Origin of the sequence: Nonlabens sp. Asnod3-H03 (genome assembly GCF_045063665.1) — a bacterium.
Lineage (GTDB): Bacteria > Bacteroidota > Bacteroidia > Flavobacteriales > Flavobacteriaceae > Nonlabens > Nonlabens ulvanivorans.
Genome location: NZ_JBEFOD010000007.1, coordinates 207,026 through 222,201 on the forward strand (window position 1 = coordinate 207,026; position 15,176 = coordinate 222,201).

Below are 15,176 nucleotides of genomic sequence, written 5' to 3' on the forward strand. Positions count from 1 at the left end.
ATGAAAGGAATTAAAATGTTTTTAAATAAGGCCTGTATCATAGCAGGTCTTATTTTTTTATTGATCTCTTGTAATCAGAATAAGGATTATAGTATTAGTGAGCCTATTAATCAAAATCAAGCCTTACAGGATCTTTATATCAATGACATTAATGAATGTAAATTCTTTACTGTACAACTGTCCGTATCAAAAAACAGAGATTCGCTAGAATTTTATTTCTTAAAAGCTAGAAACTCCTTTAAAAAAGTTGAGCCCATATTGTCGTTTCATGATATCAACAACTATAATTTTTTAAACGCTCCTAATATTCTTAAAGTAGAAGAAGAAGACCTAACAGATATTAAAATTAATAACCCGCAAAGTTTTCAAACACTTGAAGAGTTAATATTCACAGATCAATTAGATGTAGAATCCATTCACAAAACATCTAATATCATTGCATCCCGATTAGAATTACTGAGTAAAAACTCAGATTTAAGTTATTATCAACCCTACCATATTTTATGGATGGTTCGTAAACAAATTCTACGTACCGCTACAACCGGTGTCACTGGCTTTGACTCTCCAGTCTTAGAAAATAGTTTAGACGATGCTATTACCGCTTTTGCGAAAACCGAACAAATACTATCGCTATACTCCTCAAAATTTAAGGAGTCACCACTAGAAAATCGTTGGCATACTCATTTTCAAAAGGCCAAAACCTTTCTACAGTCAACAGATTTTAATCATTTTAATAGGTATGAATTCATTACTAATCATATCGATCCATTCTTGAAATTATGGACTGCTACGGCAAAAGATTGGAAAGTGGATTTCCCTATGGAACTTGCCATTAAAAATGAGGCTGCTAGTCTATTTTCTAATGAAACTTTATCCTTAGAGTATTTTGCTAAAACAACTCAATTATCCTCAAGCGATAGTCAAGTAGCACTAGGTAAACAATTATTTAATGATTCAAACCTATCTACTAGTAAATCGATAAGCTGTGCTACCTGTCATATAGAACAATTAGCTTTTACAGATGGCATATCAAAACCGAAAGGACTAACTCGCAATAGCCCTACATTAACATACAGTGCTTATCAGCAAGGCTTTTTTTACGATAAAAGAGCTGGTAGTTTAGAAGGGCAAATTGTATCTGTTATCAATAACAGCAATGAATTTCATTCTGATTTAAAAAGTTTCACAAAAGCCATTGAAACAGACTCTAGCTACGTAAATCAATTTAAGACCGCTTACAATGTAACTATCAATCAACAAACCGTCAGAAAGGCCATTGCAGACTATGTAAGATCACTGAATGAATGGGATTCTAAATGGGATAAAAACATAAGAGGTGAACAAAATGATTTAACAGTGTCAGAGATCAATGGATTCAATCTTTTCAATGGTAAAGCAAAATGTGCTACATGTCATTTTGCACCGGTTTTTAATGGTACCGTGCCACCAGATTATATGGATACAGAAATGGAACATCTAGGTGTTCCAGAAATAGCCGTGATTTCTAATGGTCGTATCGATCCAGACTTGGGAAGGTATGACGTTTTTAAAACAGAAAATAGAAAACACTTTTTTAAAACTCCTACCATACGTAATATTGAACTAACAGCTCCATATATGCATAATGGTGTGTATCAAACTTTAGAAGAAGTTGTTGATTTTTATAACCGTGGTGGTGGTTATGGAATTGGTATTATTGATCAAGAATATCAAACACTACCTACTGAACCATTAAACTTATCACAAGAAGAGATGGATGACATCATTAATTTTATGAAGACGCTTACTGATGCTCGGTTTATCGATTAGTTTATAATTATTTAAGGTAAATCATTGACAAAGTTAGCAAGTGCTTTACCTACTTGATTAGGGTAACCGTAAATAGGAGCTGCCTCGCAAACATGGATATATCGAGGCATCTCATCGCTTACTTCTAGTATTTCTTTAACCGTTTTGCGCAATCTTTCTATTGAAAACCCAATAGGAGATTGTGCACTAGACGGAAAATTAGCAACCACATCCATATCTATTTCAAGACCATAATTAGTAGAATCTATATGATCTATGGCTAGCTGTACATCTTCGGCTATATTAGTGTAATCATACTGGTATGCTGTGTAGGACAGTCTCAAATCATCGTGTAAAATTTCTCGCATCGATTTACTCAAGTAATTCTCTTGTAAACCGATCATAAAATAATTTCGCAAATAACCGTGTTCTAATGCATGAGAAAAGCCATTACCGCTGTGTCTTCCATTAGCAACTCTTAAATCGGTATGTGCATCGATGTTAATGACATCTATACCATTAAAAGCTTTTAATATAGGGTAACAGTTATTGTGTCCACCACCTATTACGACAGGTAATTTCCCTAGATCTTTTATCTCTTTTACAATAGTTGAGACGCGTTGATCTATGATTTGAACTGCCTCACTTAGTTGAATTCTTTCTTTGTGATTATTTACATTGAGTGATTGACACTCATCCATTAAATCATTTAAGATCACATGGCCTAAAACACAAAAACGATTAGCATCATTATCTGAATGATGTTGCAAATTGAGGAATGAAGATAAAAAGGCATCCCAAGCCTGTGCGGCTCCTACCCTACCTAAGTTAGCTCGTACACCTATATCTTCTGGGATTCCTATAATGACATAATCTGATGGAGATTGTTTTAATTCAGCTAGACTAGTACAACAATCTACAGCTTGCGCAAATGTGGTTGAATCATCCTCTAGCTCTACACCCGTAAAATCATCGATAGAAGCTCTTTTACTGTTATAAGATAGAAGTTCTTCTCTGGTTAAAAAATGAAAGTGAGTCATCATAAGTGTTACTATTAATTAATCCTCCATGGTGGATTGAGTCTATTATCGCCAGCGTAATAAAGAATGATTAAATTACCGTCCACATCTTTTAATCTAGCTTCTCGCCATAACCATGGTTGGTTTTTAGGTTTCATGTAAAACTCTATTCCTAATTCAATTAGATCTTCAACTTTCTGATCAAGGTCTTCACATTCAAAATAAACATAAATACCTTCACCTTTAGGCAATTCATCCGTTAGATGAATAGAAAAAGTTGACTTACCATCTGGACATTCAAATCTTGCATAATGTGGTAAAGACTTAACAATAAGTTTTAATCCTAACTTTTCATAAAAAGGAATAGATCTTTCTAAATCTAACGACGGAACAGTGACCTGATTTAAATTCATCTTTAATTCTGTATGTGATGCCCATTTACTAATACCCTATCAATAATTGAGTGACCAAAATGGTATGGAACTGCTGCAATCGAATCTATATCTTTAAAAAATAATAAATGAGCTTTTTTACCTCTAGAGATACTACCTACCTCATCTTGTAATCCCATTGCGTGTGCTGCATTAACAGTCATTGCATTAAATGCACGTTGAGGCGTCATTTTCATTTTTATACATGCAAGAGAAAACACAAAATTCATGTTCCCAGATGGTGTACTACCTGGGTTATAATCTGTCGCTAATGCTACGGCTGTATTTTTGTCAATCATCTCATTAACCGGTGCATAATCCAGTCCTAAGAAAAAAGAACAGCTAGGTAATGCTGTCGCGATTGTATTTGAATCAGCAAGGGATTCATAATCTGCAGTCGTCATTACTTCTAGATGGTCTACACTTACCGCACCAGCTTTAACAGCAGCGTCTATCGCTCCTATCGCATTAAATTGATTCACATGTACTTTGGCCTTCAATCCATATGCACTACCAGCTTCAATGACTCGCAACATTTCATCGACTGTAAAGTAGTTTTTTTCACAAAAGACATCGATATAATCAGCTAGATTTTCTTCACCTATCACAGGTAACATTTCATTAACGATCAAATCTAGATATGCTTTTCTATCATCCTTAAATGCCAGAGGTATGGCGTGAGCTCCTAAAAACGTTGCTTTTATAGGAATATAATTTTCATTTTTCAACCTTTTTACGACACGCAATATTTTAATCTCACTTTCCACACTTAAGCCATATCCACTTTTAATTTCTATGGCTGTTGTTCCCATAGCTATCAATTGCTTGAGACGATCCTGAGCTTGTAAATAAAGTTCATCCTCACTCATATCAGCCAGTTTTGTAGCGCTGTTAAGTATGCCACCACCACGTGCAGCAATTTCTTCATAAGATAGTCCATGAATACGATCTTCAAACTCTTTTTCACGAGTCGCAGCAAATACTAGATGTGTATGAGAATCCACATAACCAGGCGCGATAATTTGATTTTCACAATTGTATACTTCTTCTGCAGGATGAGGATGCAAATCATCCATCGATCCATAGTCTACAATACGACCATCTTCAACATATAAATATGCATTTTTTATAGACGGCAGCTCATCCATGGCAGTACCTCTTAAAGGCTCATTAGTATGCTCTCGCACTTGAACCAATTCTTTGATGTAAGTAAATAATATAGACATAGTGTGAAGATAGTATTTTTAATAAGCTCTTTAAAACCTATGTACAAAGGTGGTAAAACTTGAGAAAATCTTAACACAATTATTCGGTAACTTGGACTGCTTAAAAAAACAGATATGAGCTCAAAAAAAAGACCCGTTAATACTATTTGTGTTCACGCAGGAAATTTAGAAGATGAAAAATATGGTGGCGCTACATCACCTATTTATACTTCAACTGCTTACGATTACCGTAGCGAAGGCACTAATCTATATCCACGATACTTCAATACACCTAATCAAGTTGCCTTAGGTCAGAAGATAGCTGAACTAGAAAACTGTGAGGCTGGACTTATTTTCGGTAGTGGTATGGCAGCCATCAGTGCTGTGTTTATGGCGTTCTTAAAAACGGGCGATCATATTATTTTACAACGTGCGATCTATGGTGGTACCTCTCATTTTGTAGATGCTGAATTTTCAAACTTAGGTATTGAATATTCATTTGTAGAACAAATTAATAGTGAATCACTTAAAGCTCATCTCAAAGAAAATACTAAGATGATTTACATAGAAACTCCTAGCAATCCACTATTAGAAGTAGTAGATATGACTGTGGTTTCCGCTTTCGCGAAAGCGAACTCTCTAATAAGCGTTATCGATAATACATTTGCCTCTCCTATTAACCAGAATCCTGCAGATTTTGGTATCGATATCATTATTCATAGTGCGACAAAATATCTAGGTGGTCACAGCGATATTTGTGCTGGTACCGTAAGTAGTTCACAAAAACACATGGATCAAATATGGAAAACTGCAAAAAATTATGGTGGTAGTTTAAGTGATCAAACCGTGTGGCTATTAGAACGCAGTATAAAAACACTAGGTCTAAGAGTTAAGAGACAAACTCGCAACGCAAAAAAACTAGCTCGCTTTCTAGAGAAACATCCATCCATTAAAAAAGTGAATTATCCAGGTCTAAAATCGCATCCGGATTATAAAATTGCCAAAGCGCAAATGCATGGATATGGTGGTATGATGTCATTTGAATTTAAAGAATCGATTAATCACAATCGTTTTCTAGAAGAATTACAAATCGTTAAAGTAGCTTTAAGTCTGGCTGGTGTAGAAAGTACTATTCTCGCTCCTACCGAGACATCACATTCGTTATTAACACCACAACAGCGCAAGGATCAAGGAATCACAGATCAGTTATTACGTTTCTCTGTAGGTATTGAAGAAGTAAGCAGTCTTATAGAAGATATTGAGCGCGCCATGGAGAAAAGCCGTAAAATTGCAAAATGATGAATAACTTAAAACTCGACATACTCGCTATAGGCGCTCATCCTGACGATGTAGAATTGAGCTGTGCAGGCGTACTTGCAAAAGAAGCTGCCAATGGTAAGGTAACCGGAATACTGGATCTAACACGTGGTGAATTAGGTACACGTGGTACTGCAGACATACGTGATCAGGAAGCAGCAGCAGCAGCAAAAATATTAGGTGTATCCGTAAGAGAGAATCTAGGTTTCCGTGATGGATTCTTTGTTAATAATGAACAGCACCAGTTGGAGATTATTAAAATCATAAGAAAGTACAAACCCGAAATTGTGTTGTGTAATGCCATTTATGATCGCCATCCAGATCATGGAATGGGATCTGAACTGACAAGTAAGAGCTGTTTTTTATCGGGACTACGTAAAATCGAAACAAAACTAGAAGGACAAATTCAAGAAGCCTGGAGACCTAAACACGTGTATCATTATATACAATGGCAAGATATGGAACCAGATATCCTGATCGATATAACGGGTCATCTAGACACAAAAATAAAATCTGTAGCAGCTTATAGCTCACAGTTTTATGACCCCAATTCTAAAGAACCTGAGACACCGATAAGTAATAAAAATTTCTTTGATTCTATAAAATATAGAGCTGCAAATTTAGGTCGTTATCTAGGTACAGAACACGCCGAAGGATTTAAGTCAGAACGCTATCCAGGAGTAAATAGCATATTTGATCTAAAATAATTTTTATAAAGTGTTTTGAATATTCAGAAATGTATTAAATTTGCATCCGCTTAACGGCGCAGTGGTTGAATTCTTGAGATCCACTTTAATAAAACTCACATTGATATGGTGGTTGTAGCTCAGTTGGTTAGAGCGCTGGTTTGTGGTGCCGGAAGTCGCGGGTTCGAATCCCGTCTTCCACCCTTAAAAGGTCTTAGTTTTACTAAGACCTTTTTTTATGCCTTAATTTTTAATAGTGAAGTACTGATGCGATCTTATAATCTTTAATTTTTTCGCGCCCATTGATAAAGTCTAGTTCTATAACAAAGTTAAAACCTTCTACTTTCCCACCAGCTTTCTGAATGATTTGAGCTGCGGCTATTGCGGTTCCTCCTGTTGCTAGCACATCATCGTGTATCAAAACACAATCACCAGGTGAAATTGCATTTTCCTGTAGCTCTAGTGTATCTGTACCATATTCTAGCTCATACTCTTGTGAAATAATTGCACCAGGTAATTTACCAGGTTTACGCAACATCACAAATTTTGCATTTAACGCATCTGCTAGTAGCATTCCAAAAAGAAAACCTCTTGATTCAATACCTACTACCACATCAATAGTTTGACCTCTAAAGTCTCTAACGAGTAATTCTGTGGTGATTGATCTCGCTTTCGCGGAAGCGAGTAATGGAGAAATATCCTTAAAAATGATTCCTTCTTTAGGAAAATCTGGGATGTCGTGTATGTGGGATTCTATAAATTCATTATTCATTTTCTAAAAGTAAGAAGTTCCTTTTATTTTATCTTTAAATTTGAGTCAAACATTTCACTATGAGAATTCTTTTTATCACCATACTGCTTTCCTCATTATTTGTCGATAGTCAAGATTTAAAAACAGCCTCTACTATTAATGAAGTCACTTTATACCTACAAGGTGCTCGTATAGAACGTACTACTAGTATAGAATTGAAAAAAGGCACCCATGAGATTAAATTAAGTGATTTATCACCTGATATTGATGAGGCCAGTATCAATATTACAGATCTAGATGGAATGAGACTTAACGGACTTTCTTACAGTGCTACTGCATTAGAAAAGAAAGAAACCAGCAATAACATTAAAGCACTAGACGCTCAAATTGCAGAGGTAAAAGATGAGATAGGTAAGTTAAATGCACTTAATAGCGGTCTGGACCAAGAGAGATTATTATTAGAAAGTAATCGTAGTCTTAACAGTAAAGATACCGGATTGAGCCTCGCACAAATTAAAGAATTTGGTTCTTATTACCGTACCAGATTTGCTGCTATTATTAATGAGCGCAATGCAAATAATGAGGCTATTACTAAAGCCAGCGAGCAACTGAATAAGTTGAATACCGAAAAGCAAAAACTTAATCCCGAGGCTAATGAACGTCGAGGAACGATAACGTTAAAAGTCATCACACCATCAACACGTCGCTACTCGATCAACTTTAGTTATAATGTATATAGCGCTGGATGGGTACCTATATATGATATCACGGCACAAGGTACTGATGACAAAATAAATCTCGCTTTTAAAGCCCAAGCTTATCAAGCTACTGGCACAGACTGGAATAATATAAAATTAAAGATATCAACTGGTGATCCTCAAATGGATAACCAGATGCCCCAACTAGAAACAAAACGTCTAGGTTTTGTAAGTAGGAATTACAACGCAAGAGCAACGGGTAGAAGTAATAAACGATATAATCCATTAGTTAAAACTATCAATGGTAAAGTGACCGATAGTTCTGGCGAACCTGTGTTGGGAGCAACGGTATTAATTAAAGGAACCTCTATAGCAACGACTACCGATTTTGATGGTAACTATAGTATCAATGCAGAAGACGGTGAAGTACTTGTGATAAGTTATGCTGGCTATACACCTCAAGAAACACCTATATATGCTTCCAACATCAATGTAACTATGGAAGAATCATTAGATGCAGTTGTAATTTCAGCCTATCGTACTGTAAAGAAAAGTAGATTTGATTATGATGCTGAAGAAGTTGAAGTAGATGATTATGTACCAGCTGTAGTTGAAGATATTGAAGAGAATATAGCATCGCGCACCTTTAATTTATCACAGCTTTACTCAATACCTAGTACGGGAGAATCTACAGATATAGAAATATCAAATAATAATGTTGATGCTGCATATGCTTATTATGCTGCTCCTGTAATTAATGAAAATGTATTTCTGACCGCTACTCTTTCTAATTGGGAATCATTGAATTTAATACCTGGAGAGGCAAATGTTTATTTTGAGGATGCATTTATAGGTAAAATATATTTTGACACCGATACCACAAAAGAAGAATTGGTAGTAGGATTAGGTGTTGATCCACAGATAAGTGTTAAACGAGAAGATAAACGAGATTTCAAAGCAAAATCTTTCTTTGGTAACAATCGCATCGTTTCTAAGAATTATGAAATTACTTTAAAAAATAATCGTAATAAAACAGTTGTGGTTAAACTGCAAGATCGTGTGCCGATAAGTGGCAATAGTGAGATCAAAGTAGATGAAGTAGAAACGGGAACGGCACAAGTCGACAAAGAAACTCAAATTTTAACTTGGGAAATCAACCTCGGTAGTGGTAGTCAGGTTCAAGAGCATTTTTCTTATCGAGTTAAGTATCCTAAAAGGAGACGAATTAATCTAGAGTAAAATTTAATTGAATTATTATTGATTCTGCTTTGCTGCAATTGAACAAAAAGTATATATTTGCAGCCGCTAAAGCGTTAAGCTGGACGTGAAACTAGGCCTCGTGGCGCAACTGAATAGCGCACTTGATTACGGCTCAAGAGGTTACAGGTTTGAATCCTGTCGAGGTCACTAGATATAACAAGGGTTTCAAGAAATTGAAACCCTTTTTTATGCTATAAACTTAAATTTTAATGATAAAAGATGGGATTATTACAAATTGTAATAATCCCATCTTTAAAGCTTTTACTGTTATTACTTTAAAAGCATATTTCTATCAAGTTACCTCCATCCACCTCCTAAGGCTTCATATAGATTAACGACTGCTACTAATTGCTGTAATTTACTATCAATAATATTTAACTCTGCTGTTAATGCACTTTCTCTGGCGGTAAGTAAATCAAGATAGTTTGCATAGCCGTTTTTTAATAATTCTTCAGAATTACTTTCGGCTTTACGCAGCGCCTCTACTTCATTAACTCTAAATTCATATTTTTTAGTTTCTGATTCATAGCTAAACAATGCATTTGACACTTCATTACCAGCAATCAACAATGTTTTTTTAAACTCTAAAAGTGATTGTTCTTGTTGCGCAAGAGCAACTTCTTTTTGCGTCTTAAGCTTTCGCTTATTTAAAATTGGCTGGGTTAATCCACCTACTATATTTGCGAATAGAGAGTTAACACTCAATAATTCATCTAATTGTAAGCTCTGTAAACCTCCAGAAGCCGTAAGCGTTAACGATGGATAGAAACTACTATTAGCAACATTGGTCAACTCAAACGAATTTATTAAACCATATTCTGCTGCCATTACATCTGGTCTATTACGTAATAAAGTAGAAGGAAAACCTAATTTAATATTTTCTTCAATCACCTGGCTTTCTAATGTTGATCTATCAAAATTTTGCGGTCCCTTACCTAACAAAATACTCAAGGTATTTTCAGTTTTAAAAATAGCTGTCTCAATATCCACCTGTAAAGCTCTAGCATTATTAAACTGAGCCACATTTTGATCAACGGCTACTTGAGTTACCTGCCCTGCATCTTTTAACGCCTTTATGGTTTCTACACCACTTTCCCTTGTCTTTATAGTTTGTTTTGTAATTTCTAGTTGCGCATCTAAGGCTAATAAATTATAATATGCACTGGCTATACTAGAAATAAGCTGAGTTTTCACTGCTTGATGACCTGCAACACTTTGCAAATATGCTGCCTGTGTAGCTCGATTATTACTGCTTATTTTACCCCAAATATCTGCTTCCCATGATAAATTTGCTGTAATGTCATAGGTGTTTAGTCCACCACTAAAAATAGAACCAAACTGGCTATTTTCTGAAAATTCCTGACGAGTATAATTGGGTCCTACATTTAAAGTAGGTTGAAATCCTGCTTTTCCTTGTTTTGCATAAGCTTGTGCCGCTTTCATTTGTTGAATTGCTATTCGAACGTCCATGTTATTTTCTAAACCTTCTTCAATATAATTTTGAAGAACGGAATCTTTAAACATTGTTTTCCAAGATAAGTCTGCCATGGACAAACTATCTATAGGCAAGTTATCTGTTCTATAAAGCTCTTGCGTCACTTCAGGTAAATCTGGTCTCACATAATCTTGAGCTACAAAACAACTTTGTAGTGTTAATGCTACAACTAATATTAATGCGCCTTTACTAAAGTTTCTATGTTTTATTATTGACTTCATTGTTTTAATCTTCAATAGTTTGTACTGCTGGTTTACCCGAAACTTTTTCTTGTAACCATTGGAATAATATAAATAGGATAGGAATAACAAATACTCCTAGAATAGTACCAATAAGCATTCCGCCTGCTGCTCCAGAACCAATAGAGTTGTTTCCTTCTGACCCAACACCTGAAGCTAATGCTAAAGGCATTAATCCCAAGATAAAGGCAAACGATGTCATTAAAATTGGACGTAAACGTGACTTAGCACCATCTATCGCTGCATCTACAATGCTCTCACCATTTTTTCTTCGCTGTAAAGCAAACTCAACAATAAGTATCGCATTTTTAGCCAACAAACCAATAAGCATGATTAAGGCAATCTGGAAGTATATATTGTTTTCTAACCCTAAGAATTTAGTACTTATATAGGCACCAAATACACCAAATGGTAATGATAATACTACAGCAAATGGTAGCAAGTAACTTTCGTATTGTGCACTTAATAAAAAGTATACAAATAAGATACTTAATATAAATATGAACGTCGTTTGGTTTCCTGCGTTTACCTCTTCACGTGTTAAACCTGAGTAAGCAACTGTATAATTACTTGGTAGTTTTGCTACCTCTTCCTCAATAACTCTAATAGCATCACCTGTACTATAACCATCGTTAGTAGCACCAGAAATCATGGTAGAATTAAAAAGGTTAAAACGTGTTACCGATTGTGGACCATACACACGCTCTAAGGTTACAAACTGTGTAACAGGCGTCATATCGCCAGAATCTGTACGCACAAACATACTGTTTAAGGCATTCTCGTCTGCTCTATCTTCCGGTAATGCTTGAATGTATACCCTATATTGTTTTCCAAATCTAGAAAAATCAGATGCATAAATTCCACCTATATAACCTTGTAATGTTGAAAATATACTACTTACAGATACGCCTTTTTCTTTTGCTAACGGTACATTAACTTCCATTTCATATTGTGGATAGTTTGTACTAAAAGAAGATTGTGCATATTTAATTTCTGGGTGACTCATTAAAGCCATAGAAAAGTCTGTATTGGCTTGATCTAAATCTGTGAACTCACCACCAAATTTATCTAATAAATTGATTTCGAAACCTGATGAGTTACCAAAACCACGTATACTTGGAGGTGAAAAGAATATAATATTGGCATCAGGTATTCCTGCTGCTACACCAAATAATTTTCCTGTAATAGCTTGTGCAGATAATGACTCGTCTTCACGTTCATCCCAATTTTTAAGTTTTATAATACCAAAACTATAATTACTACCGGCACCACTTATTAAACTTCTACCTTTTATAAAGTTTACAGCTTCAATACCTTCTATACCTTCAATTTGAGCATATAATTTTCTTGAAACAGCATCTGTTCTATCCAATGATGCTCCTGGAGGTAATTCGATGTTTGCAAAAACAATTCCTCTATCTTCATTAGGTACAAAACCTGTTGGAGTTGTCATTGAAGCCCAATAAATACCAACACCTGCAATAATTAATAGTAATACTGAAACAAATTTTCTTTTATATAAAAACTGTAATGATTTACCGTATCTATTAATGGTTGCATTAAATCCACGATTGAATAAGGTATAAAAACGTTTTAATGGTCCTTTTCCTTTGAGCTCTTCATCTTCTTTATGTTCTTTTAATAATAAAGCACATAATGCAGGACTTAAGGTTAATGCATTTACTGCCGAAATTAAAATGGCAATAATTAACGTAACACCAAATTGCTCATAAAAAACACCTGTTGGTCCAGTAATAAACGTTACTGGAATAAATACCGCTGCCATTACCAACGTAATTGAGATTATGGCTCCAGAAATTTCATTCATTGCAGTTAATGTTGCCTTTTTCGGGTTGTGTTCTCCTTCGTCCATTTTAGCATGAACAGCTTCAACAACAACAATTGCATCATCTACTACAATACCAATAGCAAGTACTAAGGCAAATAATGTAAGTAAGTTAATAGAATAGCCGAAAACATTTAAGAAGAAGAAGGTACCTATAATAGAAACCGGTACTGCAATTGCTGGAATTAAAGTAGAACGGAAATCTTGTAAAAAGATAAATACTACTAAGAATACCAGTAAAAAAGCTTCTAATAATGTGCTAATTACTTTTTCTATTGAAGCGTTTAAGAATAAACTAGTATCGTATGGTACAAAAATGTCTAAACCTTCAGGAAGATCTGCTTTTACATCTTCTAAAGTCACTTTAATGTTTTCAATAATTTCTTGTGCATTGGATCCTTTAGTTTGGAAAATTCCCATAAAAACTGCTGGATTCCCCATACTCATGGCATTAGATGAGTATGATTGAGCATCTAACTCTATAGTTGCCACATCTTTTAAGCGTAAAAACTCTCCGTTTCCTAAAGCTTTAATTACAATATCGCTGTATTGCGCTTCGTCTTTAAAACGACCACTATAGGTTAATGTATATGAAAATGATTCACCATTATTTTCACCTAAAGAACCTGCTGCTGCTTCTAAATTTTGCTCTGCCAAAGCTGCAGTAATATCTGAAGGTATTAAATTATAAGACGCTAATTTTTCTGGATTTAACCAAACACGCATAGCGTAATCTTGTTGTGAAAACACACTAACATCACCAACACCACTAATACGTTGCATTGCTGGAATTACATTAATTTTTAAGTAATTCTGAATAAATGTAGCATCGTAGTTATCGTTCTCAGAATACATAGAAATAAACATCAAAGCACTGGTTTCCTGCTTTTGTGTTACAACTCCTGTTTGTGTTACCTCTGATGGTAATAATGGTGTGGCTCTAGCTACACGGTTTTGGACGTTTACAGCTGCAATATCTGCATCTGTTACTTGATCAAAATATACCGTAATTTCGGCAGTACCATTGTTTGAAGCTGTAGAGGTAATGTAGGTCATACCTTCTACTCCATTAATTTGCTCCTCGATAGGTACAATAACGCTCTCTAAAACGGTCTCTGCATTTGCACCTGTATAATTTGCAGTTACTTTAATAGTTGGTGGTGCTATATCTGGATATTCCTCTATTGGTAAGGTAGTTATACTAATAACACCTAGCATAACTATGATAATAGAGATTACTGTTGAAAGTACTGGTCTTTCAATAAATATTTTTAACATGATAAATATGTTTGGTGGTTATCTAATTTCTAAATAATGTTGCTACAGGTATTATAGCCTCTTCAAAAGAAGTTTCTTGAGGCGCAATTGCCATACCGCTTCTTAGTTTTCCTATACCAGATACTACAATCTTGTCGTTTGCTGTTGCACCAGACTCTACAACATATAAGTTATCTACAGTACCTTTTATTTTTAAAATAGAAGTCTCTACTTTATTATTTTCTCCTAATTTGAAAATCATAATATTACCTTGTTGCTCAAAAGTTGCCGTTTGTGGTACAACAATAGCATCTTTATACTCTATTGGGAATTTGATTTTTCCGCTGTTTCCGTTAGTCAAAATTTCGTTTGGATTATCAAAAGCTGCTCTAATTTGAATCGTACCTGTACTTTGGTTAATCTGTCCTGTACTGGTTTGAATACGCCCTTTTTCAGAATACTCCTTACCATTTGCTAACACTAAAGTTAGGTCTGGTGAATTTTTAATACGCTCTGCTTTGTTTTGACCTTCTGAGCGTTGTAAGTGATCAATGTATTGCGCTTCGTTAAAACTAAAAAAAGCATAGACTTCGTCTATCTGACTTACTGTTGTGAGTGGTGTTGCATCACTTGGACTAATTAATGCGCCTTCTCTAAAATTAATAGCTCCAACAAAACCATCAATTGGACTTTTAATGGTAGCATAACTAATATTTGCAGTCACACCACTATAATTAGCTTTTGCTTGCGCTAAATTTGCTTTTGCTGTTTCTAACTGTACTGGACTAATAATGTTTTTTTCTACTAAAGGAATTAGTTTATCAACCTCTACCTGTGCGACATTAACGCGTGCTTTTGCTGCTCCTGCATCTTGACTTAACGATTGTGTTTCTAATTTAAAAAGCACTTGTCCTTTACGCACTTTTTGACCTTCGTCTACGTATACTTTTTCTATGTATCCAGATGTTTTTGCTCTTACATCACTATTCACTTTGCCTTCAATAGTTGTTGGATACTCTGTATAACCCGTAACGGTTTTGGTTTGTAATTGAGTAACAGGAAATGGTAAAGCTTGTTGCTCTTTTGCAGCAGCTGCTTGTTCATTGTTATCTCCACAACTGGTGATAACGAACAATAAAGCCATCATTACTAATTTATAAACTATACTATTATTCATCACTTTT

Annotated in this window: 11 protein-coding genes and 2 tRNA genes; 6 read left to right on the plus strand and 7 right to left on the minus strand. The window is 35.0% G+C overall.

Annotated elements, in window-relative coordinates:
* The gene (locus ACJJVI_RS02440) at window positions 1-1,809 is read left to right on the plus strand and encodes a cytochrome-c peroxidase (protein ID WP_405350101.1); all 1,809 of its coding nucleotides are present in this window, start codon (window positions 1-3) and stop codon (window positions 1,807-1,809) included.
* An 11-nt stretch (window positions 1,810-1,820) separates the two neighbouring features.
* Here the strand turns inward: ACJJVI_RS02440 and ACJJVI_RS02445 are convergent, their stop codons facing one another.
* From ACJJVI_RS02445 to hutI, 3 genes are read right to left on the minus strand one after another with little or no spacing between them, the layout of a single operon-like run.
* Entirely contained in the window at window positions 1,821-2,831 is a 1,011-nt protein-coding gene (locus ACJJVI_RS02445) for a formimidoylglutamase (protein ID WP_405350103.1), read from the minus strand.
* A gap of 11 nt (window positions 2,832-2,842) precedes the next feature.
* Window positions 2,843-3,220: a VOC family protein gene (locus ACJJVI_RS02450; protein ID WP_036584345.1), complete on the minus strand. Its 378-nt coding sequence runs from the start codon at window positions 3,218-3,220 to the stop codon at window positions 2,843-2,845.
* 2 nt (window positions 3,221-3,222) lie between these two features.
* Window positions 3,223-4,464, minus strand: coding sequence for an imidazolonepropionase (hutI, locus tag ACJJVI_RS02455; RefSeq protein WP_042270039.1), 1,242 nt, complete (start codon window positions 4,462-4,464; stop codon window positions 3,223-3,225).
* A 114-nt stretch (window positions 4,465-4,578) separates the two neighbouring features.
* Between hutI and ACJJVI_RS02460 the strand changes: the two genes are divergently transcribed.
* The 3 genes from ACJJVI_RS02460 to ACJJVI_RS02470 all read left to right on the plus strand — a co-directional run bounded on the left by ACJJVI_RS02460 (window position 4,579) and on the right by ACJJVI_RS02470 (window position 6,650).
* A complete protein-coding gene (locus ACJJVI_RS02460) occupies window positions 4,579-5,742 on the plus strand; it encodes a trans-sulfuration enzyme family protein (RefSeq protein ID WP_405350105.1) in 1,164 nt (387 codons plus the stop codon).
* The gene (gene bshB1, locus ACJJVI_RS02465; RefSeq protein ID WP_405350107.1) at window positions 5,742-6,467 is read left to right on the plus strand and encodes a bacillithiol biosynthesis deacetylase BshB1; all 726 of its coding nucleotides are present in this window, start codon (window positions 5,742-5,744) and stop codon (window positions 6,465-6,467) included. Before ACJJVI_RS02460 ends, bshB1 begins: the two co-directional genes overlap by 1 nt.
* 107 nt (window positions 6,468-6,574) lie before the next feature.
* Window positions 6,575-6,650, plus strand: a tRNA-His gene (locus tag ACJJVI_RS02470).
* 46 nt (window positions 6,651-6,696) lie between these two features.
* Here the strand turns inward: ACJJVI_RS02470 and ACJJVI_RS02475 are convergent.
* On the minus strand, window positions 6,697-7,218 hold the full coding sequence (locus ACJJVI_RS02475; protein ID WP_036584339.1) for an adenine phosphoribosyltransferase: 522 nt from the start codon (window positions 7,216-7,218) through the stop codon (window positions 6,697-6,699).
* Window positions 7,219-7,277: 59 nt separating this feature from the next.
* Here ACJJVI_RS02475 and ACJJVI_RS02480 point away from each other — a divergent pair, with 59 nt between their 5' ends.
* Window positions 7,278-9,134: a mucoidy inhibitor MuiA family protein gene (locus ACJJVI_RS02480; RefSeq protein WP_042270035.1), complete on the plus strand. Its 1,857-nt coding sequence runs from the start codon at window positions 7,278-7,280 to the stop codon at window positions 9,132-9,134.
* Window positions 9,135-9,228: 94 nt separating this feature from the next.
* Window positions 9,229-9,302 (plus strand) — tRNA-Arg (locus tag ACJJVI_RS02485).
* A 150-nt stretch (window positions 9,303-9,452) separates the two neighbouring features.
* On the opposite strand, the gene ACJJVI_RS02490 is transcribed toward ACJJVI_RS02485, so the two are convergent.
* From ACJJVI_RS02490 to ACJJVI_RS02500, 3 genes are read right to left on the minus strand one after another with little or no spacing between them, the layout of a single operon-like run.
* Entirely contained in the window at window positions 9,453-10,871 is a 1,419-nt protein-coding gene (locus ACJJVI_RS02490) for an efflux transporter outer membrane subunit (RefSeq protein ID WP_405350109.1), read from the minus strand.
* A gap of 4 nt (window positions 10,872-10,875) precedes the next feature.
* Window positions 10,876-14,013 carry an efflux RND transporter permease subunit gene (locus tag ACJJVI_RS02495; protein ID WP_405350110.1) on the minus strand — a complete coding sequence of 1,046 codons (3,138 nt, stop codon included), beginning with the start codon at window positions 14,011-14,013 and terminating at the stop codon, window positions 10,876-10,878.
* A gap of 22 nt (window positions 14,014-14,035) precedes the next feature.
* Complete coding sequence (locus ACJJVI_RS02500) at window positions 14,036-15,169, minus strand: efflux RND transporter periplasmic adaptor subunit (RefSeq protein ID WP_397300628.1); 1,134 nt, start codon at window positions 15,167-15,169, stop codon at window positions 14,036-14,038.
* Window positions 15,170-15,176: the final 7 nt, after the last annotated feature.

Bases quoted from the DNA above. Each gene is read 5' to 3' on its own strand.
- ACJJVI_RS02495 (WP_405350110.1), bottom strand. From the start codon at position 14,013: ATGTTAAAAATATTTATTGAAAGACCAGTACTTTCAACAGTAATCTCT.
- ACJJVI_RS02480 (WP_042270035.1), top strand. From the start codon at position 7,278: ATGAGAATTCTTTTTATCACCATACTGCTTTCCTCATTATTTGTCGAT.
- ACJJVI_RS02490 (WP_405350109.1), bottom strand. From the start codon at position 10,871: ATGAAGTCAATAATAAAACATAGAAACTTTAGTAAAGGCGCATTAATA.
- hutI (WP_042270039.1), bottom strand. From the start codon at position 4,464: ATGTCTATATTATTTACTTACATCAAAGAATTGGTTCAAGTGCGAGAG.
- ACJJVI_RS02450 (WP_036584345.1), bottom strand. From the start codon at position 3,220: ATGAATTTAAATCAGGTCACTGTTCCGTCGTTAGATTTAGAAAGATCT.
- ACJJVI_RS02475 (WP_036584339.1), bottom strand. From the start codon at position 7,218: ATGAATAATGAATTTATAGAATCCCACATACACGACATCCCAGATTTT.
- ACJJVI_RS02500 (WP_397300628.1), bottom strand. From the start codon at position 15,169: ATGAATAATAGTATAGTTTATAAATTAGTAATGATGGCTTTATTGTTC.
- ACJJVI_RS02440 (WP_405350101.1), top strand. From the start codon at position 1: ATGAAAGGAATTAAAATGTTTTTAAATAAGGCCTGTATCATAGCAGGT.
- ACJJVI_RS02460 (WP_405350105.1), top strand. From the start codon at position 4,579: ATGAGCTCAAAAAAAAGACCCGTTAATACTATTTGTGTTCACGCAGGA.
- bshB1 (WP_405350107.1), top strand. From the start codon at position 5,742: ATGAATAACTTAAAACTCGACATACTCGCTATAGGCGCTCATCCTGAC.
- ACJJVI_RS02445 (WP_405350103.1), bottom strand. From the start codon at position 2,831: ATGATGACTCACTTTCATTTTTTAACCAGAGAAGAACTTCTATCTTAT.